Source organism: Nocardia sp. CA-136227, from assembly GCF_050955695.1.
GTDB lineage: Bacteria > Actinomycetota > Actinomycetes > Mycobacteriales > Mycobacteriaceae > Nocardia.
In genome coordinates this window covers 3,293,533-3,315,800 of the sequence record NZ_CP192081.1, presented here as the reverse complement: position 1 = coordinate 3,315,800, position 22,268 = coordinate 3,293,533, and the positions used below count along the sequence as shown (strand labels likewise).

Genomic DNA, 22,268 nt, shown 5'->3' with positions numbered 1-22,268 from the left:
ACGCTCTACTGCTGACGCAACGCGTCCAGGACCGCCCTGGCCGTCGCCACTCCGATGCCCGGGACCTCGGTGATCTGCTCCACCGTAGCCTCCTTGAGCTTGGCGACCGATCCGAAATGCGTCACCAGCGCGGTCTTACGAGTCGACCCCAACCCCGGCACCGAATCCAGCGCCGACGCCGTCATCCGCCGCGACCGCTTGGAGCGGTGGAAGGTGATGGCGAAGCGGTGCGCCTCGTCGCGCACCCGCTGCAGCAGATACAGCGCCTCACTGGTGCGCGGCATGATCACCGGGTCCGGCTCGTTGGGCACCCACACCTCTTCCAGGCGCTTGGCCAGGCCGATCACCGCGACATCGGTGATGCCCAGCTCGTCGAGCACCTCCGCGGCCGCGTTCACCTGCGGCGCACCGCCGTCCACCACGTACAGGTTGGGCGGATAGGAAAAGCGGCGCGGCTTGCCGGTCTTCGGGTCGATGCCGGGCAGCCCGGGTTCGGTTGCCTCGGAATCGGATTCGAGCTCGGCGGCCTCGGCGGCGTCGAGTTCGCGGCGCAGCTTCCCGAAGCGACGGCGGGTCACCTCGGCGATGCTGCCGACGTCGTCGGAGCGGCCCTCCCCGGCGGCCTCCTTGATCGTGTAGTGCCGGTACTCGGACTTGCGGGCCAGCCCGTCCTCGAACACCACCAGCGAGGCCACCACGTCGGTGCCCTGCACATGGGAGATGTCCACGCACTCGATGCGCAGCGGCGCGCTGTCCAGATCCAGGGTGTCCTGGAGTTCCTGCAGCGCCGCCGACCGCGCGGTCAGGTCGCCGGCGCGTTTGAGCTTGTGCTGGGCGAGGGCTTCCTGCGCATTGCGCTGCACCGTCTCGGCCAGGGCCTTCTTGTCCCCGCGCTGAGGCACCCGCAGCTGCACCGCCGACCCGCGCAGCCCCGACAGCCACTGCTGCACCTGCTCGTGATCGTTGGGCAGGGCCGGGACCAGCACTTCCCGGGGAACCACCGCGCCCGGTTGCTGGTCACCGCTCTGCGCGGCGACCGCGGTCTGCTCGCCGTAGAACTGGGTCAGGAACTGCTCGACCAACGCGGGCAGCTCGCCCCCGGCCGCCGCGGCGTCGATGGCGTCGCCGGACTTGTCGACCACCCAGCCGCGCTGGCCGCGCACCCGGCCGTCGCGGACGTGGAAGATCTGGACCGCGGCCTCGAGCTCGTCGACGGCGAAGTCGATGACATCGGCGTCGGTGCCGGTGCCCAGCACCACCGCCTGCTTCTCGAGCGCGCGCTTGAGCGCCTGCACGTCGTCGCGCAGCCGGGCGGCGTTCTCGAAGTCGAGCTCGTCGGCGGCCTCGTGCATGCGGCGTTCCAGCTGCTTGACCAGGCGGTCGGTCTTGCCGGAGAGGAAGTCGCAGAAGTCGTCCACGATGTCGCGGTGCTCGGCCGCGCTCACCCGGCCGATGCACGGCGCGGAGCACTTGTCGATGTAGCCCAGCAGGCAGGGCCGCCCGATCTGGCTGTGCCGCTTGAAGACTCCGGCCGAGCAGGTGCGCACCGGGAACACCCGCAGCAGCAGGTCCAGGGTCTCGCGGATGGCCCAGGCGTGGGCGTACGGACCGAAGTACCGAACGCCCTTCTTGCGCGCGCCGCGGTAGACGAAGACGCGCGGGTATTCCTCGTCCAGGCTGACCGCCAGCACCGGGTACGACTTGTCGTCGCGGTAGCGGACATTGAAGCGCGGATCGAATTCCTTGATCCAGTTGTATTCCAGCTGCAGCGCTTCCACCTCGGTGGACACCACGGTCCACTCGACGCCGGCGGCGGTGGTCACCATCTGGCGGGTGCGCGGATGCAGCCCGGCCACATCGGCGAAGTACGAGTTCAGCCGCTGGCGCAGGCTTTTCGCCTTGCCGACATAGATGACCTGGCCGAACTTGTCCCGGAACTTGTAGACGCCCGGTTCGACGGGGATGGTGCCCGGGGCGGGCCGGTAGGTCGCGGGATCTGCCACGAGTCCAGGTTAGTCAGTGCCTCCGACACCCCATCCGCGGCGCTCTCGGCGACGAAGTATGGACAAGATCATTCATCAGGAGAGGGAACCCCACATGATCCGTCTGCGTACTCGCCGCCGCTCGCTCGGCATCGTGGGCGCGGTCTGCCTGGCCGCGGCCGCCCTGGTGGCGGTGTCCGTGCCCGCCACGGCCGAGTCCGGCGACGCGTCGATCGTGGTGTCCGGGGTGCTCGCCGGGTACCGGTCACCCTCCCTGTTCTGCGGTGGGGCGGTGCTGAACTCCCCGGTCGGCATGCAGGCCGCCTGACCGAGCGCGCCACGCCGGAACATCGATCTCCGCGAGTTTCGGCGGTGCGGTGGGTCTCGCGAGTCAGTATGGATGAACTGTTTCGCTTGATCTGTCCGCATACGAGGGAGTTTGTTCGATGACGAACCATCACCATCTCCACCCGCGCCGCCGGTCCCTCGCGATCGGTTCCGCACTCGGCATCGGCGCGGCGGGCCTGATCGCGGTGTCGGCTCCGGCCGCCCACGCCGATTCGCCCTGCCGTATCGACCGGACGCTCGACACCGCCACCTTCACCTGCCCCGCGGACACCTGGTACGCCGCGGTGGTGCAGTGCCTGGGCGCCCGACAGGTCGGCAACGGCTACCAGTCCCCCACCTACATCGTGGGCGACTCGCCGCGCCCGCTCATCCCCATGACCATCGAATGCCGGGGTGAGGGCAAGAACGGCATCGTGCTCAACGCCTGGACCGACGGCCCCTTCTGAACCATCGGTGATCCGGGCGTCCCCGGAGAGCTACGCGATCTCGCGCCGCAAACACGGTGCGAGATCGCCCTTTTCGCCCACTTCCACGGTGTCCAGTTCCAGCCAGTCCGCCATCTCCCGCAGCGCGGAAGCCAGCGCCCCCGCGATCCGGGCGTGATCGCGTCCCGGCTCGGCGAACGCGCCCGGCACCAGCAGCCGCCCGCTCGCGCGCTCGGCGCGCAGGTCGACCCGCGCGACGAGTTCGCCGTCGAGCAGGAACGGGAAGACGTAATAGCCGTGCACCCGTTTGTGTTCCGGCGTGTAGATCTCGATCCGGTAGTGGAAGTCGAACAGCCGCTCGGTGCGATCGCGGAAGAAGATCAGCGGATCGAAGGGGCACAGCAGGGCCGCGCCGGAGACGCGGCGGGGCGTACGGGCCTCGGTGTGCAGGTAGGCGGGCTTGTCCCAGCCCTGCACGGTGACCTGCTCCAATTCCCCGGCATCGAGCAGATCGGCGATGGCGGGTTCGGTCTGGCGGCGGGTGAGCCGGTAGTAGTCGCGCAGATCGGTCTCGGTGCCCACGCCGTGCGCCCGGGCGGCGCGGCGCACCAGTTCGCGGATCGCGTCCGCCTCGTCCGGTTCGCGGGAAACCACCTCGGCGGGCAGGACGTTCGCCGCGAGGTCGTAGTGCCGCTGGAAGCCGACCCGGCGGGGCACGGTCAGCTCCCCGGCCGCGAACAGCGCCTCGCACACCACCTTGGTGTCGCTGTAGTTCCAGCCCCAATTGTCCTTGGCCCGTGGCCGATCCAGCTCCAGGTGCCGTTCGATCTCCCCGGCCGTGCTGGGGCCGTACTCCTTGACCACGCCGAGCACATCGTCGGCCAGGCCCGGATTGCGTTCCAGCACTTGCCGCATCCCGTTCCAGCGACCGTGCCGGTACTGCACCATGCGCCAGCGCATCAGCGGCCAGTCCCGCACCGGGATCAGCGCCGCCTCGTGCGCCCAGTACTCGATCAGCTGCCGCGGCTTGCGCGTGCTGTGCCCCCACGCGGCATCGTCGAGCAGGGTCCGGTCGTAGGCCCCGATGCGGCTGAACACCGGCGCGTAGTGCGCCCGCACCACCGCCGACACCGAGTCCAGCTGGAGCAGCCGGGTGCTGTCGAGGACCTTCATGACCGTGCGCCGGGTGGGCGGCGCGCTGGGCCGGGCGGACCCGAACCCCTGGGCCGCGAGTGCGATGCGGCGCGCCGCCGCGAGTGACAGGGATCCGGTCGGCGATGTCGGCACACTCGAACCATGCCACGACCCACCGACAACCCGGCTCGATACACGACTGTATCGAGCCCCTGTACAGCAGCGACCTCGTTGGATACATTCGTGTATCGAACTTCGACACCAAGGAAATGGGCATGATCGAGAACCCGGATGTCATCGTGGTCGGGGCCGGTCTGGCCGGTCTCGTCGCCACGCACGAGCTGGTCAAGGCGGGTAAGCGAGTCCTGATTCTGGATCAGGAGAACCGCGCCAACCTGGGCGGGCAGGCGTTCTGGTCGCTGGGCGGACTGTTCTTCGTGGACAGCCCCGAACAGCGGCGGCTCGGCGTCAAGGACAGCCTCGAGCTGGCCATGCAGGACTGGCTCGGCTCGGCCGGCTTCGACCGCGAGGACGAGGACCACTGGGCGCGACAGTGGGCGCGCGCCTACGTGGAGTTCGCGGCCACCGAGAAGCGCCAGTACCTGCACGATCTCGGACTGCGGGTGACGCCGCTGGTCGGCTGGGCCGAACGCGGCGGCGAATCCGCCGACGGGCACGGCAATTCGGTGCCGCGCTTCCACCTCACCTGGGGCACCGGACCCGAAGTCGTGCGGGTATTCCTCGAACCCGTGCTCGAGGCCGAGCGGCGCGGGCAGGTCGGATTCGCGTTCCGGCATCGCGTGGACGAGCTGATCGTGGAGGACGACGCCGTCACCGGCGTGCGCGGCAGCGTGCTGGAGGCCTCCACCGAGGAGCGCGGCGTCGCGTCCTCACGCACCGTGACCGGCGAGTTCGATCTGCGCGCGGCCGCGGTGATCGTCTCCTCCGGCGGCATCGGCCACAATCACGAACTGGTGCGGCGCAATTGGCCCACCGAGCGGCTCGGGCCGTGCCCGGAGCACATGATCGCGGGCGTCCCGGCGTACGTCGACGGCCGCATGCTCGGCATCACCGAGGCCGCGGGCGGGCGGATCGTGAACCGGGATCGCATGTGGCACTACACCGAGGGCATCCACAACTGGGATCCGGTGTGGCCCGATCACGCCATCCGCATCATCCCCGGGCCGTCGTCGCTGTGGTTCGACGCCAATGGAAAGCGCATGACCGCACCGGCTTTCCCGGGTTTCGACACCAATGCCACCATGAAGCAGATCCTGGCCACCGGCCACGACTACTCGTGGTTCATCCTGACCCAGTCGATCATCGAGAAGGAGTTCGCGCTCTCGGGCTCGGAGCAGAATCCCGATATCACCGGCAAGGACCTCAAGCTCACGCTCAAGAGCCGGGTGGCCAAGGGCGCGCCGGGTCCGGTGGAGGCGTTCAAGCAGCACGGCGTGGACTTCGTGGTCGCGGACACGCTGCCCGAACTGATCGCGGGGATGAACAAGATCTCGCGCGGCCCGCAGCTGGACGCGGCCGACATCGAACGTCAGATCGTGGCGCGCGACCGGGACGTCGAGCACAAGTTCAGCAAGGACGCCCAGCTCATGGCCGTCAACAACGCGCGACGCTACCTGGGTGACAAGCTCGGCCGGGTGGCCACGCCGCACAAGATCCTCGATCCGGCGCACGGGCCGTTGATCGGCGTGCGGCTCAATATCCTCACCCGCAAGACCCTGGGCGGTTTGCAGACCAATCTGGACTCGCAGGTCATCCGCCCCGACGGCACTCCGTTCCCGGGGCTGTACGCCGCGGGCGAGGTCGCCGGTTTCGGCGGCGGCGGCGTGCACGGCTACAACGCGCTGGAAGGCACCTTCCTGGGCGGCTGCATCTTCTCCGGCCGGGCCGCGGGACGGGCCCTGGGCCGCACCCCGAAGTGACGACTTCGGTTGCCGCCCACCGGATTCCGGTGGGCGGCGACCGTCGTCAGTCGACGGCGAACCAGCGGTAGCAGTCGCGGCGCAGCAGCAGCGCCAGCACGATGCCCGAGACCATGATGCCGCCGAGCACGGTGAACGGTCCGACGCCCGTGGGCATTTCGGCCGACATCAGGGTGAACACACCCAGGAAGACCTGCAGGCTGGACACGCCCAGCGCGGTCACCCAGATCCAGCGCGACCGCAGACCGAACAACAGGGCCACACCGCCGGTGACCCAGGCGGCGAAGAAGTGGCCGATGCTGCCCGCCACGCTGTCGAAGCCGGCCGGGATGGACAGCAGGCTGTGCAGCACGGCCAGACCGGTCGCGCCGAGCGCGGCGACCTGGGTCTCCCGAACCTTGGCGGGCACCTCGGCGTCCGCGCTCTCGCGGCGCAGCCCCCGCACGCCGTCGATCACCCGCTCGAAAAATGTGGCTGGAACGCCGTTTTCCGTGGCTACCGGTGTCATTTCCACCTCGTCGGCAACAGCCGAGTACGAACTCACAGCACTCCTCGTCGAGTAACCCCTGGTGGCGCGCCCCCTGCGAACCCGCCGAACCTGACGCTAACCAAATGTTCAGAGTCCGGACAATCTCGTTGACGAAGTTATGACCATGGCCACAGCGGATAGCCGGCATATGCACACAGTGATCTCGAACACATAACGGCCGCACGCAATTTCGCGTGCGGCCGTCGATAACACCAGGTCCGATACTACTTGTCGTCCATGGGGATCGGTGGAATGACCGGGAATTCCCCGGTGTAACCCTCGCGCATCCTGGCGATGGCCAGCACCCGCGGGCTGGCGATCCGCCACCCGATGGCGAGCGCGGGCACGATGATCACCAGGCTGGCCACCGTCCACGTACCGACCGGCCGGTCGAAAGCCATCAGGATCAGCACCAATCCCAGGAACACCAGCGTCGCGATCCCGGTGTAGGGGGCGCCGAACATCCGGAACGCGGGCCGCTCGGCCAGGCCCTGCTTGGCCAGGTAGAACAGCTTCAACTGGCACAGCACGATGGTCGCCCAGGACGCCAGAATGCCCAGCGAGGCAACATTCAGCACGATTTCGAACGCCTGCGACGGCACAATGTAATTCAGCCAGATACCGAACAATGCGATAGCGCTGGTGAGCAGAATTCCGCCGTAGGGCACACCCGCACTCGACATGCGCGCGGTGAATTTCGGCGCGCTGCCGTTCATCGCCATCGAACGCAGAATTCGGCCGGTCGAATACAGGCCCGCGTTCAAACTCGACAAGGCCGCGGTGAGCACCACGAAATTCATGATCGAGCCCATGTGCGCGACACCGAGTTTGGCGAAGAAGGTGACGAACGGACTCTCCCCCGCCTTGTAGGCGGTGTAGGGCAGCAGCAATGCCAGCAGAATCACCGAGCCGCAATAGAACAGCGCGATACGCAGGATGACCGAATTGATGGCGCGCGGCATGATCTTCGCCGGGTTCTCGGTCTCGCCCGCCGCGATGCCGACCATTTCCACCGCGGCATAGGCGAACACCACGCCCGAGGTGACGGTGACCAGCGGCAGCACGCCGGTCGGGAACCAGCCGCCCGCGGCGGAGATCATGCCGAAGCCGGTGGCCTGGCCGTCCACCTCGAACCGCCCCGCGAAGAAGACAGTGCCGACCACCAGGAAGGTGACCAGGGCGAGCACCTTGATCATGGCGGCCCAGAATTCCATCTCGCCGAACCACTTCACCGACGCCAGATTGATGCCGAGCACGATGACGAGCGCGCCCAGCGCCAGCAGCCATTGCGCGACCGGCTGGAAGGGACCCCAGTAGTGCAGATAGGTGGCGACCGCGGTGGTATCGACGATGCCGGTCATGGACCAGTTCAGGAAGTACATCCACCCGGCCACGAATGCGGCCTTCTCACCGAAGAATTCGCGCGCATAGGAGACGAACGAGCCCGAGGACGGGCGGTGCAGCACCAGTTCGCCCAGGGCGCGCAGGATGAAGAAGACGAATGCGCCACAGATCAGGTACACCAGGAACAGCGACGGCCCGGCATTGGCGAGGCGACCGCCGGCGCCCAGGAACAGGCCGGTGCCGATGGCGCCACCGATGGCGATCATCTGCAATTGCCGGGGTTTCAGGGCCTTGTGGTAGCCGCTGTCCTCGGCATTGAGGCTGGTGGCAGTTGTCCGGATCTCGGTCATACGCCGGGTTAACCCTCCGCTATCGTGAAACGAGGCCGTCCGAGAGTACCCTGTCGTTTGCTGAGAGCCGTTTCGGCGCTCCGGGCCGGGTCAGCGCCGCCGCCTCCAGCTGTTCTAGCAGCGATTCGAGCCGATTCATCGGCGATTGCCCTGGAAATGCTGATGATCCATAGGTGAGCGGACCGGTCAAACCGCCGCCCCCGCACGCTCACGGGGCTAGAGTCCGGTCATGAGGCGCTTGCGACGAACCGGGAGCGGCGCTGCCGCCCTGCTGCTGTCGATCGGAATGCTCACCGCCTGTTCGTCGTCGACGAACGAGAGTGCGTCGTGCACGGTGTCCCCCAACGGAACTCCGGTCACCTCCGGTGTTCCGGCCGGGCCGAGCTCGACGAATCTGGCGCTGCATCCGGAGGTCGCCACCGGCTACCGCACCGGCATGACGCCGGTGCGCACCGGCGGATTCGCGGTCTCCACCGCCAATCCCGTCGCCACCGAGGCCGCCTGCCGGGTGCTGCGCGACGGCGGCACCGCCGCGGACGCGCTGATCGTGGCGCAGACCGTGCTGAACCTGGTGGAGCCGCAGGCCACCGGCATCGGCGGCGGGGCGTTCCTCATGTACTACGACGCCGCGACCAAGAGTGTCGACGCCTACGACGGCCGCGAGACCGCGCCCAAGGCCGCCACCGAGGACTACCTGCGCTACATCAGCCCCACCGATCACACTGTGCCGCAACCCAACGCGCGCGCCAGCGGACGCTCGATCGGCGTGCCGGGCGTGCTGCGCATGCTGGAACTCGCGCACACCGAGCACGGCAAGCAACCCTGGCGCGACCTGTTCACCCCCGCGGTGAACCTCGCCGACGACGGCTTCAAGATCTCCCCGCGCATGGCCACCCAGATCGCGGCGTCCACGGCGGACCTGGCCCGCGACGACGCCGCCCGCGCGTATTTCCTGCTCCCCGACGGCAATCCGAAGCAGGCCGGCACCACGCTGGTGAATCCGGCCTTCGCCAAGACCCTCTCGGCCATCGCCGCCGACGGCGCGAACGCCTTCTACACCGGGGCCATCGCCGCCGACATCGTCGACACCACCGCCACCACCGCCGGCGGCCGCACCCCGGGACAGCTGGCGCTCGCGGATCTGTCGTCGTACCAAGCCAAGAAGCGCACCGCGGTGTGCTCGCCCTATCGCACCCACGAGATCTGCGGCATGCCGAATCCCTCCTCGGGCGGCATCACCGTCGAGGCGGCGCTGGGCATCCTGTCGAATTTCGATCTGGCCGCGATGAAACCGACCGACGTGTCCGGTGACAGCACCGCCGCGCGCGACGGCGGCAAGCCCACCGCCGAGGCCGTGCACCTGATCGCCGAGGCCGAGCGACTGGCCTACGCCGACCGTGACAAGTACATCGCCGACTCGGATTTCGTTCCGCTGCCGGGCAATTCACCGCAGACCCTGCTGGACCCGAACTATCTGAAGCAGCGGGCCGCGCTCATCAACCCGAGCAAGAGCCTGGGCACCGCCCAGCCGGGCGACTTCGGGCCGGTCCCGGTCGGCAACGGTCCGCAGCAGCCCGAGCACGGCACCAGCCACATCTCGATCGTCGACAAGTACGGCAACGCGGCCTCCATGACCACCACGGTCGAATCCGCTTTCGGGTCCTTCCATTTCGTGGACGGGTTCATTCTCAACAACCAGCTCACCGACTTCTCCGCCGAACCCCGGGACAAGGACGGCGCGCCGGTCGCCAACCGCATCGACGCGGGCAAGCGGCCGCGCAGCTCCATGGCCCCGACCCTGGTGTTCGACCGCAATCCCGACGGCAGCCGCGGCGCGCTCAGCCATGTCACCGGGTCGCCGGGCGGGGCGGTGATCATCCAGTTCGTGGTGAAAACCCTGGTCGCCATGCTGGATTGGGGGCTGAATCCGCAGCAGGCGGTGTCGATGATCGACTTCGGCGCGGCCAATACGCCCACCACGAACGTGGGCGGCGAGCATCCGGCGGTGAACGCCACCGACAATGGCGACCACGACGTCCTGGTCCAGAAGCTGCGCGCGTCCGGCGATCAGGTGTCGGTGGCGCCGCAATCGAGCGGACTCTCGGCGCTGGCGCGCGACGGCGACGGCTGGATCGGCGGCGCGGATCCCCGCCGCGAGGGCGCGGTGCTCGGCGGCCCGCGCTAGGCCGCCTCAGGCGTGCCCGACCGCGAGCCGGACGGGTCGAGCCTCACGAACGGGGCCAGTGCTTACCGCGGTAGCTCTCGATATCGGCGTTGAATCGGGCCAGCAACGACGCGAGCGCTGACACGTCCTCGTCGGACCAGCCTGCCAGGATCTCGTCGAGATGCCGAAGGCTCTGCGCCCGTTCGGCATCGAGCCGGGCGGCCCCTTCGGCGGTGACCCGGAACTTGCGGGCGATGCCGCCGTCGGGGTCGGGGATGCGTTCGGCCAGGTCCGCGCGCAGGAGCGCGGCGGTCTGCCGATTGAGGGTGGACGCGTCCAGCCCCAGCGTGTCACTGAGCTGACCGATCGACATCGGCCCCTCCCCGCGCAGCAGACTGAGCAGCAGATAGGCGCTGCGGTCGAGGCCGTTGTCTCCTTTGCGCGGAATCAGGCTGTACCGGCCGAACAGCATGGTCTCGAACTCGAGCAATTCGGTGGGCTTGGTCAATTCCATCCTTTCCGCGGTCCCCACACCCTACGTGTGACGGGCGCCGGACATCGATTATGCATCATGCACGTGATGTGTATAGTGCACATAGATTGATGATGAGGAGAACCCCTATGACCAGACCCGAGTCCGCTACTCGGCCTGCCGGCGCCCCGCCGGAGCCCACACGCGCCGGCAGCACCCTCGCGGTGCTGGCCTACACCGGCGTCGTCGCCTCACTGATGCAGACGCTGGTGGTCCCGCTCCTGGGCGACCTGCCCCGAATCCTGCACGCGTCCGCGTCGAACGCGTCATGGGTCGTCACCATCACCCTGCTGGTGGCGGCCGTGGCCACGCCGGTCGCGGGACGGCTCGGCGACATGTACGGCAAGCGCCGCATGCTCATCGCCTCGACCATCCCGATCATGGTGGGCTCGATCGTGTGCGCGGTGTCGACCTCGCTGATCCCGATGATCATCGGACGCGGGCTGCAGGGCCTGGGCGTGGGCACCATCCCGCTGGCCATCGCCCTGTTGCGCGATGTGATGCCGCCCGAGCGCCTCGGTTCGGCCATCGCGCTGATCAGCTCGTCGCTGGGCATCGGCGGCGCGCTCGGCCTGCCGATCGCGTCCGCGGTCACCGAGTACAGCAACTGGCGTGTGATGTTCTGGGTCGCAGCGGTTCTCGTGGCGATCGCCACCGCGCTCATCGTCCTGGTCGTCCCCGAGGGCACCTCCGAAGGACCGTCGGGCCGCTTCGACGTTCCCGGCGCGCTCCTGCTCGGCGCGGCCCTGGTGTGCCTGCTGCTGCCGGTGTCGAAGGGCGCGGCCTGGGGCTGGACCAGCGGCTCGACCCTCGGGCTGTTCGCCGCGGCGCTGGTGCTGCTGCTGGTGTGGGGCTGGTGGGAACTGCGCTCCCCCGAACCGCTGGTCGATCTGCGGATCACCGCTCGCCCGCAGGTCCTGGTCACCAACCTGGCCAGCATCGCGGTCGGCGTCGGCCTGTACGCGCTACAGCTGAGCCTTCCGCAGCTCATGCAGCTGCCCGAGGCGCTCGGCTACGGCCTGGGCCAGTCGATGGTCATGATGGGCGTGTGGATGGCCACCGGCGGCATCATGATGATGCTCATCTCGCCGATCGGCGCGAAGCTGTCCGCGGCGCGCGGCCCGAAGACCACGCTGGTCACCGGCACGCTGATCATGGCCGCCGGTTACGGTGTGGCGCTGCCGCTGATGGGGTCCATCGGGGGCCTGGTGGTCGTCAACATCATCTGCAGCACCGGTGTCGCCTTCGCCTACGGCGCGATGCCCGCGCTCATCATGGGCGCGGTGCCGCAGTCGGAGACCGCGGCCGCCAACAGCTTCAACACCCTGATGCGCTCGATCGGCACCTCGGTCTCGGCCGCGGTGGTCGGCGCGGTGCTGGCGCAGATGAGTGTGCAGATGGGCAGCCACAGCATCCCGACCGAGCACGGCTTCCGCACGGTGTTCCTGATCGGCAGCGTCGTGTGCCTGGTCGCCGCGCTGATCGCGGTGCTGATCCCGGTGCGGCGCGCGGTGCAGTCCGTCCCCGCGCAACGGCCGGAGACCGAGAAGGCCCTCGCGGAGAACTGATTCCGAACCGGATCGGACGAGGCACAGCCATCCGTCCGCCGCGGCCACGAAGGCGCGGCGACGGATGGCTTACTTGTTCTCGCCGGTGTACTTCGCGCCGAGTTCGCGGAACCGGTCCATGGCCTCGGCCGCGCGCATCTTGTCGTTGGAGCGGATGGCCATCATGGGCACGTACTCGTCGTGCACCAGTTCCAGGCGCGCCCAGGACTTCTTGTCCGGGAAGGAGATCCCGCGGATGTCCTGCCACCCGAACTCGCTGTCGCCGACGATATTGCGCACCATGACCCCGCGCTTGCCGACCCGCACCCGGGGCCGGGTCAGGGTCAGCACGCCCGCGGCCAGCACCAGGCCGAACGCCGCCAGGCCGAGCTGATCGGAGACCCGGAAGTTGACGCCGGTGGAGCCCTGGCGCAGCACGATCCCGCCGAAGATGAAGACGGCGGCCAGCACCGCGGCCACGATCCGCACGGTGATGATGGCGCGGTGCGGTCGGACCTCGAGGTCCCACTCGCCGTCGGTGTTCGCGGCGGTGTCGGGCTTCGTCTCTGCCATGGGTGCTTCGGACTCCGGCTTCTGCTGCTCGCTACCGGCCTGCGTCGGGTGCTCGGCAGGCCCTTCCGTCGTCGCGGGGTCGTGCGGCGGTTCCTCCTCGGAGCCGCCGCGCTTCCAGATCCGGACGACGGGCATGACTAGGCGCTGAGTTCGCGCAGGGTGAGCGCGGCGTCCAGCGCGGCCGCGGCCGCCTGCTCGCCCTTGTTCTCCGCCGAACCCGGCAGGCCCGCACGGTCCAGCGCCTGCTCCTCGGTGTTCACCGTGAGCACGCCATTGGCGACCGGGGTGCCCTCGTCCAGCGACACCCGGGTCAGGCCCGCGGTCACCGAATCACACACGTACTCGAAATGCGGTGTGCCGCCGCGGATCACGACGCCGAGCGCGACCACCGCGTCATGGCTGCGGGCCAGCGCCTGCGCCACCACGGGCAGCTCCATGGCGCCGGCGACCCGGACCACGGTGATGTCGGCGACGCCCGCGTCGCGTGCGGTCTTCTCCGCGTTCGCGACCAGCGCGTCGCAGATGGTGGTGTGCCAGCGCGAGGCCACGATCCCCAGCTTGAGGTCCTTGGCATCGGCGAGCTCGAAAGCCGGTACGCCGGTACCGCTCATCGTTGTTCCGCCCTCTCGGTTGTCAGTTCGCGGTCTCGCCCAGGTCCAGGTCTTCCAGGCCGACCAGGTCGTGGCCCATCCGATCCCGCTTGGTGCGCAGGTACCGCAGATTGTGCTTGTTGGCGCGCACCGGCATGGCCACGCGCTCACTGATGCTCAGACCGTAGCCCTCGATCCCGGCGCGCTTGTCCGGGTTGTTGGTGAGCAGCCGCATCGAATTGATGCCCAGGTCGACCAGGATCTGCGCGCCGATGCCGTAGTCGCGGGCGTCGGCCGGCAGGCCCAGGTTGAGGTTGGCGTCGACGGTGTCGTCACCGCTGTCCTGCAGCTGGTAGGCCTGCAGCTTGTGCAGCAGGCCGATGCCGCGGCCCTCGTGGCCGCGCATGTAGAGCAGCACGCCGCGGCCCTGCTCGGCGATCAGCTCCATGGCGGCGTCGAGCTGCGGGCCGCAGTCGCAGCGCAGCGAGCCGAAGGCGTCGCCGGTGAGGCATTCGGAGTGCACGCGCACCAGCACGTCACGGCCGTCGCCGATCTCGCCCATCACCAGGGCGACATGCTCGGCGTCGTCGTATTCGCTCTCGTAGCCGATGGCCAGGAAGTCGCCGAACTCGGTGGGCAGCTTGGCCTCCGCGACCTGCTTGACGTGCTTCTCGTTGCGGCGGCGCCAGGAGATCATGTCGGCGATGGAGATGAGCGCCAGATCGTGTTCGTCGGCGAAGACGCGCAGCTCGTCGGTGCGCGCCATATCACCTTCGTTCTTCTGGCTCACGATCTCGCAGATGACTCCGGCGGGGCTGAGTCCGGCCATCCGGGCCAGATCCACGGCGGCCTCGGTGTGGCCGGGACGGCGCAGCACACCACCGTCCTTGGCGCGCAACGGAACCACATGCCCCGGACGAGTCAGATCATCGGATTTGGCGGTGGGGTCGGCCAGCACGCGCATGGTGGTGGCGCGGTCGGCTGCCGAGATCCCGGTGCTGATACCTTCCCGGGCATCGACGGCGACGGTGTAGGCGGTGCCGTGCCGGTCCTGATTGACCGCGTACATGGGCGGCAGGCCCAGGCGATCGCAGTCCGCCCCGGTGAGCGGCACACAGATGTAACCGGAGGTGTAGCGGATCATGAAGGCCACCAGCTCGGGTGTCGCCTTCTCCGCCGCGAAGATGAGGTCGCCCTCGTTCTCCCGGCCCTCGTCGTCGACGACGACAACCGCCTTACCGGCGGCGATGTCGGCGACTGCGCGCTCTACGGTGTCGAACCTGGTCACGTCTGTTGTGCTCCATCTCGAATTAGGTGCCTCATTACAGTAAGGCAGTGCCCGAATTGCGCCGCCTCCGGCGTCGCGGGTCCGGTCAGCCCCGCTGTACGAGCCGCTCGACGTACTTGGCGATGATGTCGACTTCGAGATTCACGACGGTGCCGACGGGGGCGGTGCCCAGGGTGGTGAGCTCGCGGGTGGTGGGGATGAGCGAGACCTCGAACCAGTCCTTGCTGCCGTCGGCGAACGCGTCCTCGGCGAGGCCGATGCCGGAGACGGTCAGCGAGATGCCGTCGACGGTGATCGAGCCCTTCTCCACGACGTAACGGGCGATGCTGTCGGGCAACGAGATTCGCACGACCTCCCAGTTCTCGTGCGGGGTGCGCGAGACGATGGTGCCGGTGCCGTCCACGTGACCCTGCACGATGTGGCCGCCCAGCCGGCTGTTCACCGCCGCGGCGCGCTCCAGGTTCACGCGGGAACCCGCGGCCAGGGCGCCGATGCTGGAACGGTCCAGGGTCTCGGCCATCACATCGACGGTGAAGGTGTCGCCGACGACCTCGCGGTCCACCACGGTGAGGCAGACGCCGTTGACGGCGATCGAATCACCGTGTCCCGCATCGGAGGTCACCAGGGGGCCGCGAATGGTCAGCCGCGCCGAATCGTCCAGCCGCTCGGTGGCGACGATCTCGCCCAGTTCCTCGACGATGCCTGTGAACATGCGTACCTCTCCCTGATCGCGACTGCGTACTCGCTCGAGCCAACAGCGCGCCCCGCACGCGGTATTCCCGCGCGGACGGCCGTCCCCCTCAGCGTAACGACGCGCAGTCGTAGGCGACATGCGGCCTCGTTCACTGGAGCGTTGGATACCGGTGGATGGACGAAATCGGGTATAAGCCAACTTGCGATCAGTAAATTGCCCGAATTGCTCGGAATCACCTATTACAGGATCGGAATCGAGTGGATTTATCCATGGCCTGACCAGGCCCAACGCTGGCAGGTACCCAATCCGCGACTCGCTTACACCTGAATCTTGCGCGGCAACGAAAATGGTCGCAAGATTGTTATGCAGCTGATTCCAACAGTTCAACTCTCCCCGAGCAGTTCAGAGCAGAACGGTCAACGCGTCCACGGCCGGCCGGGCCGGGTGACGATCTACGCCAGCACACGAACCGAAGGAAGGTTGGACCCCGCGCGGGTCGGATCCAGGTGGCACACAACACAATCGGCACAGTCAGGGGTGCGGCGTGACAACGCTTCTCGATTCGACACTCGAAGTTCGCTGCGTGCAGTACCGGCGCGAATTTCACCTGCCGGCATCGATCGATCCGACATCACGGCACATCCTGCTGGAGATAGGCGGTCGTTACGGGGCCGTCACCATGCCCGCCGACCTCGGCGAACGTGTCCGCCAGCGACTCACCCAGGCCGAACTGGCCGGGCCGGTGGTGCACCACCCCCGGGCCCGGCGCTGGACCTTCATCACCGGTCCCGCCCGGCCCGAGTCGCTCAGCACCGCGGTGACCGCGGCCCTGTTCCGGCTCTACGCCACCATCGCCTGCCCGGGCGCTCAGGTCGTGCTCCCCTCCGCCGAGGACGAGCGCACCGGCTACCGCACCTGGATCCGGTCGCCGGAGACCACCGACATGGCGCCGCCGCTGGAATCGGTGATCGAAGCGCTACTGGCACACTGAGCGCCGATCCCGGCGGCGTCCGCGAGCTACTGGGCCGACGCCGCCTCGACGGCGATCACCCTCTGCCGCAAGGCTTCCACCGTCGCGGCCGGATCCGGGGTGCCGTACACCGCGGAACCCGCCACGAAGCAGTCGATTCCGGCCTCGGCGGCCTGCTCGATGGTGTCCATATTGATGCCGCCGTCGATCTCCACCACCAGGCGCAGCTCACCGGCGTCCACCAGGCGACGCACCTGACGCGCCTTGTCCAGCACGTGCGGGATGAAAGACTGTCCGCCGAAACCGGGTTCGACGCTCATCACCAGCAGGGTGTCGAAATCACGCAGGATCTCGAGGTAGGGCTCGATCGGGGTGTTCGGCTTCACCGAGAGCCCGGCCTTGGCGCCCGCCGCGCGAATGTCACGAGCCACCGCGATCGGGTTGTCGGTCGCCTCGGCGTGGAAGGTGACGTTGTAGGCGCCCGCCTCCGCGTACCACGGGGCCCAGCGCTCCGGGTCCTCGATCATCAGATGGCAGTCCATCGGAATGTCGGTGACCTTCAGCAGGCTCTCGACGATCGGCGGGCCCATCGTCAGGTTGGGCACGAAGTGGTTGTCCATCACATCGACGTGCACCCAGTCCGCACCCTCGATCGCCCGCAGCTCAGCCGCGAGGTTCGCGAAATCGGCGGACAGGATGGACGGGGCGATCATCGGGGCCGGACGCTGGAACGGGGAGGAAGAAGTGCACACACGCGGCAGTGTATCGGCACCACCGAGTGCGTCCCGCGTCACGGGAATGGCTGATTGCCGCGCACCGGAATGGGTAGCCTCTACAGGGTGATCAACATTTCGGCGGAACAAGGGTTGCGCGGCACACCGGTCGAAATCGGTGTCGCCGCCTCCGTATCCCAGTTGCCCATCGTGCGCGGACTCGCCGAAACCCTGGTGCTGCTCAGCGATTTCACCCTCGACGAGGTGGCCGACATCCGACTCGCCGTCGACGAGGCCGCCTCCACCCTGATCGCCATCGCCGCCCCGGGTTCCACGCTGCAGTGTCTGTTCACCGTCGGCGAGTCCGACCTGATCGTGCGGGTCCGCGGCACCGCCGCCGCCGAAGGCCTACCCGACCAGCGCAGCTTCGGCTGGCACGTCCTGCGGACCCTCTCCGACGAGGTCACCGCCACCCAGGAACCCTTCGATCCGGCCATCTCCGGATACCCGACGGCAGTGGAGTTCCGGCGGGTCCGGGGGAAGGCGTAGTGACCGGAGAAGACGTGTTCCCATCCCCCGACGACGCGGCCCGGCCCGAGGATCCGACCGCCGACACCGAAGCCCCCGAGAACCCCGAACCCGAAGAACCGGCCGAGGAGACCGTCGACGCCGAGGAGGCGGAGGAGGTCGCGCGCAGCGTCTCCGGCTACGACGACGTCGCGCTGCTGTTCGAGGAACTCGCGGCCGCCGCACCGGGATCCGCGGGGCGCGCCGCCCTGCGCTCACAGCTGATCAACCGGTGCATTCCGCTGGCCGACCACATCGCCCGCAAATTCAGCGGCCGCGGTGAGCCTTTCGACGACCTCACCCAGGTCGCGCGGGTCGGGCTGGTGCACGCGGTGGACCGGTTCGACGTCTCCCGCGGCTCCAACTTCCTGTCCTTCGCGGTGCCCACCATCATGGGCGAGGTGCGGCGCTACTTCCGCGACAACACCTGGGCCATGCGGGTGCCGCGGCGCGTCAAGGAAACCCACCTGCGCATCGGCTCCGCCATCGACGCGCTCTCCCAGCAGCTGGGGCGCTCCCCCACCGCCAAGGAGATCGCCGCCGCGCTCGACATCGACGCCGACGAGGTCACCCAGGCGGTCATCGCCGGAAACGCGTACCAGCCCAGCAGCATCGACGCCGTCTCCGTCGGCCGCGACACCGAGGCCTCATTGCTCGACACCCTCGGCGAGGAAGAATCCCAATTCGACCGCGTCGAGGAGTACGTCGCCATCCGCCCGCTGCTGGCCGGTCTGCCGGAACGCGAACGCCGCATTCTGACCATGCGATTCTTCGAATCCATGACCCAGACGCAGATCGCCCAGCAGATGGGCATCTCGCAGATGCACGTCTCCCGCATCCTGTCCAAGACCCTGGCCCGCCTGCGGGAGCAGTCCGCCCGCGAGTGACCCCACCGGCCGGGGCGTCAGACCTCGACGGAACAACCTGCGTACGAAACACGCGAAAGCCCCTGTGGCGGTGAGTAGTTCACGCCGCAGGGGCTTTCGGTGTTCGAGTGCTACGCGTCCAGCGGTTTGCGCAGGGCCGCGAGGAACATGGCGTCGGTGCCGTGGCGGTGCGGCCACAGCTGGGCGCCCGGGCCGTCGCCGAGTTCCGGGACGCCGGGGAGCAGCTCTCGGGTGTCGAGCTGTTCGGCGCCGGTGCGGCGGACCATGTCCGACACCACCGAGACCGTCTCCGGCAGGTGCGGAGAACAGGTCGAGTAGACCACCACGCCGCCCGGGCGCACGAGATCCCACGCGGCGGTGAGCAGTTCACGCTGCAGGGTGACCAGGTCGCGGACGTCGGAGGGCTGGCGGCGCCAGCGAGCCTCCGGGCGGCGGCGCAGCGCGCCCAGACCGGTGCAGGGCGCGTCCACGAGGATGCGGTCGAAGCCCGGGGTCAGGCCCGAGTCACGGCCGTCGGCGACGTGGACGTCGACCGGCATGCCGCGAGTGGCCTTGCGGACCAGGTCGGCACGGTGCTCGGCCGGTTCGACGGCATCGACGCGGAAGCCGTCGATCTCGGCGATCGAGGCCAGCAGTGCGGTCTTGCCGCCCGGACCCGCGCACAGGTCCAGCCAACGACCGCCGTCCTCACCCTCGAGAGGCGCCCGGGTGACCGCCAGGGCCACCAGCTGACTGCCTTCGTCCTGCACCGCGGCCATGCCCTCGCGGACCGGCTCCAGCTTCGCCGGGTCACCGCCCTCGAGGTACACCGCGTACGGCGACCAGCGGCCTTCCTCGCCGCCGGCGATCAGCGCCAACTCCTCGGCGGTCATATCGCCGGGCCGCGCCACCAGATGCACCAGCGGCCGGGCGTCGTCCGCCTCGAGCACGTCGCGCAGCTCGCCCGCCCGCGCGCCGAGCGCGTCCGCGAACGCCTGCGCGATCCACACCGGATGCGCGAACTCGAACGCCAAGTGCCCCAGCGGATCCGACGGCGCGAGCCGCTCCACCCACTCCTCCGGAGTGCGCTCGGCCACCCGCCGCAGCACGGCGTTCACAAACCCGGCCCGCCCCTGCCCGTACTCGGCCCGCACCAACGCCACCGACGTGTCAACGGCCGCGTGCGCCCCGATCCGGGTCCGCAACAACTGATACGTCCCCAACCGCAGCGCGTCCAGCAACGGACCGTCGATCTCCTCGACCGCCCGCCCCGCGCAATCCGCGATCACCGCGTCCAGCAACCCCACCGACCGCGAGGCCCCATACGTCAACTCGGTCGCCAGCGCCGCGTCCCGCCCGCTGATCTTCCGCTCCCGCAACAACCCCGGAAGCACCAGATTCGCGTAGGCATCCCGCTCCCGCACCGCCCGCAGCACATCCCGCGCCACGATCCGCACCGGATCGGCCCCCGCCTTCTCCGCCCGCCGAGCCGCCGCGGCACCGGGCTCGCCACCCCGCGCACCAGCGTCTACCCGCTTGCCACCCCGGTCGCCGTGCGAACTCCGCGAGCTGTCCGTGGACTTACCCCGTCCACCACCGCTACCCGCACCACGCTTGCCACCGAACGAGTCGCCGCCACGGCCGCCACCGGATGACCGCCCGCCGGAAGAGGAAACGCGCTCCCGCCCGGCACCGCGCTGGTCGCCTCCGCGAGACGACCGATCCGACCCCGAATCACGGTCTCCCCCACCGAATCCACGACGATCATCATCATCGCGACGTCCGCCACCGGACCGCTCGCCGCCACCGCTACGGTGTCCGCCGAAACTGTCGCGCCCACGATCGCCGCCGTAGGACCGGTTCGAACCCGAATCGCGTTCTCCGCCGCCATATCCGCCGCGGCGGTCGTCGGAGCGACCGCGGTCTCCGGTGTCGCTACGGCCGCCGCCCTCGCGCCGGCCGTAGCCTTCGCGGCCACGCAGGCCGCCCGAGGAGCGGTTCGAGCCCGAATCGCGCTCTCCGGCTGGGCGATCGCCACGGCCGTAGCCCGCGCGGCGGTCGCCGGTGTCGGAGCCGCGGGTCGCGTTCGAGTCGTCGGATGCCCCGGCCGAGGAGCGGCGGAAGGGACGGCGGGGAGGGTTGTTGTCGGGGTTGGTCATTCGGTCACCGTGCCCGGTTCCAGGCGAGCGCCACGGGCCCAGTCCAGGGCGGGCATCATGCGCTTGCCCTGGGGCTGGACCTGGGTGAGGCGGACCGCGGTGGTGGCGGTGCCGATGAAGACACCCGACTTGCGCACGTCGATGGTGCGGGGCGGGAGGGTTTCCTCCACGAGTTCGACGGGGCCGAGTTTGAGGCGTTTGCCGTCGATCTCGGTGAACGCGCCGGGCGCGGGGGTGACCGCGCGGATGCGCCGGGAGATGGCGAGGGCGGGCTTGTCCCAGCGGATGCGGCCCGCTTCCGGTTCCACCTTGGGGGCGTAGGAGATGCCGTCCAGCGGCTGCGGAACCGCTTGCACGGTACCGTCTTCCACGGCGTCCAGGGTGGATTCCAGCAGCACCGAGCCGCTGTCGGCGAGACGCTCCAACAGGGTGCCCGCGGTATCGGCGGGCGCGACCTTCTCGGTCATGGTGCCGAAGACGGGCCCGGTGTCGAGACCCTTCTCGATGAGGAACGTGGACGCCCCGGTGTACTCGTCACCGGCCAGCAGCGCCGACTGCACCGGCGCCGCGCCGCGCCAGGCGGGCAGCAGCGAGAAGTGCAGGTTGATCCAGCCGAACCGCGGAATCGCGAGCACCGTTTCGGGCAGCAGCGCGCCGTAGGCCACGACCGGACAGCAGTCCGGCGCGAGTTCGGTGAGCTGGGCGATGAATTCGGGCTCGGACGGCTTGCGTGGCGTGAACACCGGAATCCCGTGTTCGTCGGCCAGCTGCCCGATGGGCGAGCGGGTGATCTTGCGGCCGCGTCCGGCCACCGCGTCCGGCCGGGTCACCACCCCGACCACTTCGTGCCGCCCGGATTCGATGAGTCGCCGCAGCGACGGCACCGCCGGTTCGGGGGTTCCCGCGAAGACCAGACGCATATCAGCGGCTCCGTTCCCGGCTACCGGCCGAGGCGCGGCGACCGCCGCCGATCTCGGACGCGGGCAGCACTGTGATTCCCTGTGTGAACCAAGACGATTCGCGAATCGTGCGCATGGCCTCCTTGCGGAAGGCCGACTCCAGCCGCTGCAGGAACAGCACGCCGTCGAGGTGGTCGGTCTCGTGCTGCACGCAGCGCGCCAGCAGTCCCTCGGCCCGGAACTCCACGGGCTTGCCGTCCAGGTCGACACCGCGCGCCAGCACGGTCATCGGCCGGGTCACGTCGAAACGCACGCCCGGGATCGACAGGCAGCCCTCGGGCCCGGTCTGGGTCTCGTCGCCCTCGACCTCGAAGACGGGGTTGATCAGATGCCCCTGGGCGTCGCCGGTGTCGTAGACGAAGACCCGCAGTCCGACCCCGATCTGCGGGGCGGCCATGCCGACCCCGCCGCTCTCGTACATGGTGTCGATGAGGTCGGTGACCAGCTGGCGCACCTCCCGGTCGAACGTCTCGACCTCCGCCGCGCGGGCGCGCAGGATCGGATCGCCGAACAGGCGGACAGGCTGGATGGTCACGGGCAGCTCCCGATAGCGAACGAATACGGTCGTCTCATTTTACGGACGCCCGTGACCAC

At 68.9% G+C, this 22,268-nt stretch carries 21 protein-coding genes; 8 read left to right on the top strand and 13 right to left on the bottom strand.

Going from position 1 to position 22,268, the window contains the following annotated elements:
• Positions 1-5: 5 nt before the first annotated feature.
• Complete coding sequence (gene uvrC / locus ACQP06_RS15300; protein WP_433672803.1) at positions 6-2,003, bottom strand: excinuclease ABC subunit UvrC; 1,998 nt, start codon at positions 2,001-2,003, stop codon at positions 6-8.
• Between the two features lie 94 nt (positions 2,004-2,097).
• Here uvrC and ACQP06_RS15295 point away from each other — a divergent pair, with 94 nt between their 5' ends.
• Both ACQP06_RS15295 and ACQP06_RS15290 read left to right on the top strand, forming a co-directional pair.
• Entirely contained in the window at positions 2,098-2,310 is a 213-nt protein-coding gene (locus ACQP06_RS15295) for a hypothetical protein (RefSeq protein ID WP_433672802.1), read from the top strand.
• Between the two features lie 118 nt (positions 2,311-2,428).
• Complete coding sequence (locus tag ACQP06_RS15290) at positions 2,429-2,776, top strand: hypothetical protein (RefSeq protein WP_433672801.1); 348 nt, start codon at positions 2,429-2,431, stop codon at positions 2,774-2,776.
• Positions 2,777-2,806: 30 nt separating this feature from the next.
• On the opposite strand, the gene ACQP06_RS15285 is transcribed toward ACQP06_RS15290, so the two are convergent.
• Positions 2,807-4,042, bottom strand: a complete 1,236-nt coding sequence (locus tag ACQP06_RS15285) for a winged helix-turn-helix domain-containing protein (protein ID WP_433672800.1) — start codon at positions 4,040-4,042, stop codon at positions 2,807-2,809.
• Between the two features lie 122 nt (positions 4,043-4,164).
• Between ACQP06_RS15285 and ACQP06_RS15280 the strand changes: the two genes are divergently transcribed.
• The gene (locus tag ACQP06_RS15280; protein WP_433672799.1) at positions 4,165-5,829 is read left to right on the top strand and encodes an FAD-binding dehydrogenase; all 1,665 of its coding nucleotides are present in this window, start codon (positions 4,165-4,167) and stop codon (positions 5,827-5,829) included.
• 46 nt (positions 5,830-5,875) lie between these two features.
• Here ACQP06_RS15280 and ACQP06_RS15275 read toward each other — a convergent pair whose 3' ends face one another.
• On the bottom strand, positions 5,876-6,286 hold the full coding sequence (locus tag ACQP06_RS15275; RefSeq protein WP_433672798.1) for a hypothetical protein: 411 nt from the start codon (positions 6,284-6,286) through the stop codon (positions 5,876-5,878).
• Positions 6,287-6,582: 296 nt separating this feature from the next.
• A complete protein-coding gene (locus tag ACQP06_RS15270) occupies positions 6,583-8,052 on the bottom strand; it encodes an amino acid permease (RefSeq protein ID WP_433672797.1) in 1,470 nt (489 codons plus the stop codon).
• Between the two features lie 229 nt (positions 8,053-8,281).
• Between ACQP06_RS15270 and ACQP06_RS15265 the strand changes: the two genes are divergently transcribed.
• On the top strand, positions 8,282-10,237 hold the full coding sequence (locus ACQP06_RS15265) for a gamma-glutamyltransferase family protein (protein ID WP_433672796.1): 1,956 nt from the start codon (positions 8,282-8,284) through the stop codon (positions 10,235-10,237).
• Between the two features lie 43 nt (positions 10,238-10,280).
• On the opposite strand, the gene ACQP06_RS15260 is transcribed toward ACQP06_RS15265, so the two are convergent.
• Positions 10,281-10,730, bottom strand: a complete 450-nt coding sequence (locus tag ACQP06_RS15260; protein WP_379097910.1) for a MarR family winged helix-turn-helix transcriptional regulator — start codon at positions 10,728-10,730, stop codon at positions 10,281-10,283.
• 107 nt (positions 10,731-10,837) lie between these two features.
• On the opposite strand from ACQP06_RS15260, the gene ACQP06_RS15255 reads away from it, so the two are divergent.
• Positions 10,838-12,316, top strand: a complete 1,479-nt coding sequence (locus ACQP06_RS15255) for an MFS transporter (RefSeq protein WP_433672795.1) — start codon at positions 10,838-10,840, stop codon at positions 12,314-12,316.
• A gap of 69 nt (positions 12,317-12,385) precedes the next feature.
• Here the strand turns inward: ACQP06_RS15255 and ACQP06_RS15250 are convergent, their stop codons facing one another.
• The 4 genes from ACQP06_RS15250 to ACQP06_RS15235 form a co-directional block, all read right to left on the bottom strand.
• Positions 12,386-13,003, bottom strand: coding sequence for a PH domain-containing protein (locus tag ACQP06_RS15250; protein WP_433672794.1), 618 nt, complete (start codon positions 13,001-13,003; stop codon positions 12,386-12,388).
• A 2-nt stretch (positions 13,004-13,005) separates the two neighbouring features.
• Positions 13,006-13,479 carry a 6,7-dimethyl-8-ribityllumazine synthase gene (gene ribH / locus ACQP06_RS15245; RefSeq protein ID WP_379460179.1) on the bottom strand — a complete coding sequence of 158 codons (474 nt, stop codon included), beginning with the start codon at positions 13,477-13,479 and terminating at the stop codon, positions 13,006-13,008.
• 22 nt (positions 13,480-13,501) lie between these two features.
• Positions 13,502-14,746, bottom strand: coding sequence for a bifunctional 3,4-dihydroxy-2-butanone-4-phosphate synthase/GTP cyclohydrolase II (locus tag ACQP06_RS15240; protein ID WP_433672793.1), 1,245 nt, complete (start codon positions 14,744-14,746; stop codon positions 13,502-13,504).
• Positions 14,747-14,831: 85 nt separating this feature from the next.
• Positions 14,832-15,458, bottom strand: a complete 627-nt coding sequence (locus tag ACQP06_RS15235) for a riboflavin synthase (RefSeq protein WP_357083253.1) — start codon at positions 15,456-15,458, stop codon at positions 14,832-14,834.
• 526 nt (positions 15,459-15,984) lie between these two features.
• On the opposite strand from ACQP06_RS15235, the gene ACQP06_RS15230 reads away from it, so the two are divergent.
• On the top strand, positions 15,985-16,431 hold the full coding sequence (locus ACQP06_RS15230) for a hypothetical protein (protein ID WP_433672792.1): 447 nt from the start codon (positions 15,985-15,987) through the stop codon (positions 16,429-16,431).
• 26 nt (positions 16,432-16,457) lie between these two features.
• Here the strand turns inward: ACQP06_RS15230 and rpe are convergent, their stop codons facing one another.
• Positions 16,458-17,123, bottom strand: coding sequence for a ribulose-phosphate 3-epimerase (gene rpe / locus ACQP06_RS15225; RefSeq protein WP_433673335.1), 666 nt, complete (start codon positions 17,121-17,123; stop codon positions 16,458-16,460).
• A 126-nt stretch (positions 17,124-17,249) separates the two neighbouring features.
• On the opposite strand from rpe, the gene ACQP06_RS15220 reads away from it, so the two are divergent.
• Positions 17,250-17,672: an anti-sigma factor gene (locus tag ACQP06_RS15220; protein ID WP_379279317.1), complete on the top strand. Its 423-nt coding sequence runs from the start codon at positions 17,250-17,252 to the stop codon at positions 17,670-17,672.
• Positions 17,672-18,577 carry an RNA polymerase sigma factor SigF gene (locus ACQP06_RS15215; protein WP_433672791.1) on the top strand — a complete coding sequence of 302 codons (906 nt, stop codon included), beginning with the start codon at positions 17,672-17,674 and terminating at the stop codon, positions 18,575-18,577. The genes ACQP06_RS15220 and ACQP06_RS15215 overlap by 1 nt, the downstream gene beginning before the upstream one ends.
• Positions 18,578-18,687: 110 nt before the next feature.
• Here the strand turns inward: ACQP06_RS15215 and ACQP06_RS15210 are convergent, their stop codons facing one another.
• The 3 genes from ACQP06_RS15210 to def form a co-directional block, all read right to left on the bottom strand.
• Positions 18,688-20,013, bottom strand: coding sequence for an RsmB/NOP family class I SAM-dependent RNA methyltransferase (locus ACQP06_RS15210; RefSeq protein ID WP_433672790.1), 1,326 nt, complete (start codon positions 20,011-20,013; stop codon positions 18,688-18,690).
• Between the two features lie 698 nt (positions 20,014-20,711).
• Positions 20,712-21,635, bottom strand: coding sequence for a methionyl-tRNA formyltransferase (fmt, locus tag ACQP06_RS15205; RefSeq protein WP_433672789.1), 924 nt, complete (start codon positions 21,633-21,635; stop codon positions 20,712-20,714).
• A 1-nt stretch (position 21,636) separates the two neighbouring features.
• On the bottom strand, positions 21,637-22,209 hold the full coding sequence (gene def, locus ACQP06_RS15200; RefSeq protein WP_433672788.1) for a peptide deformylase: 573 nt from the start codon (positions 22,207-22,209) through the stop codon (positions 21,637-21,639).
• Positions 22,210-22,268: the final 59 nt, after the last annotated feature.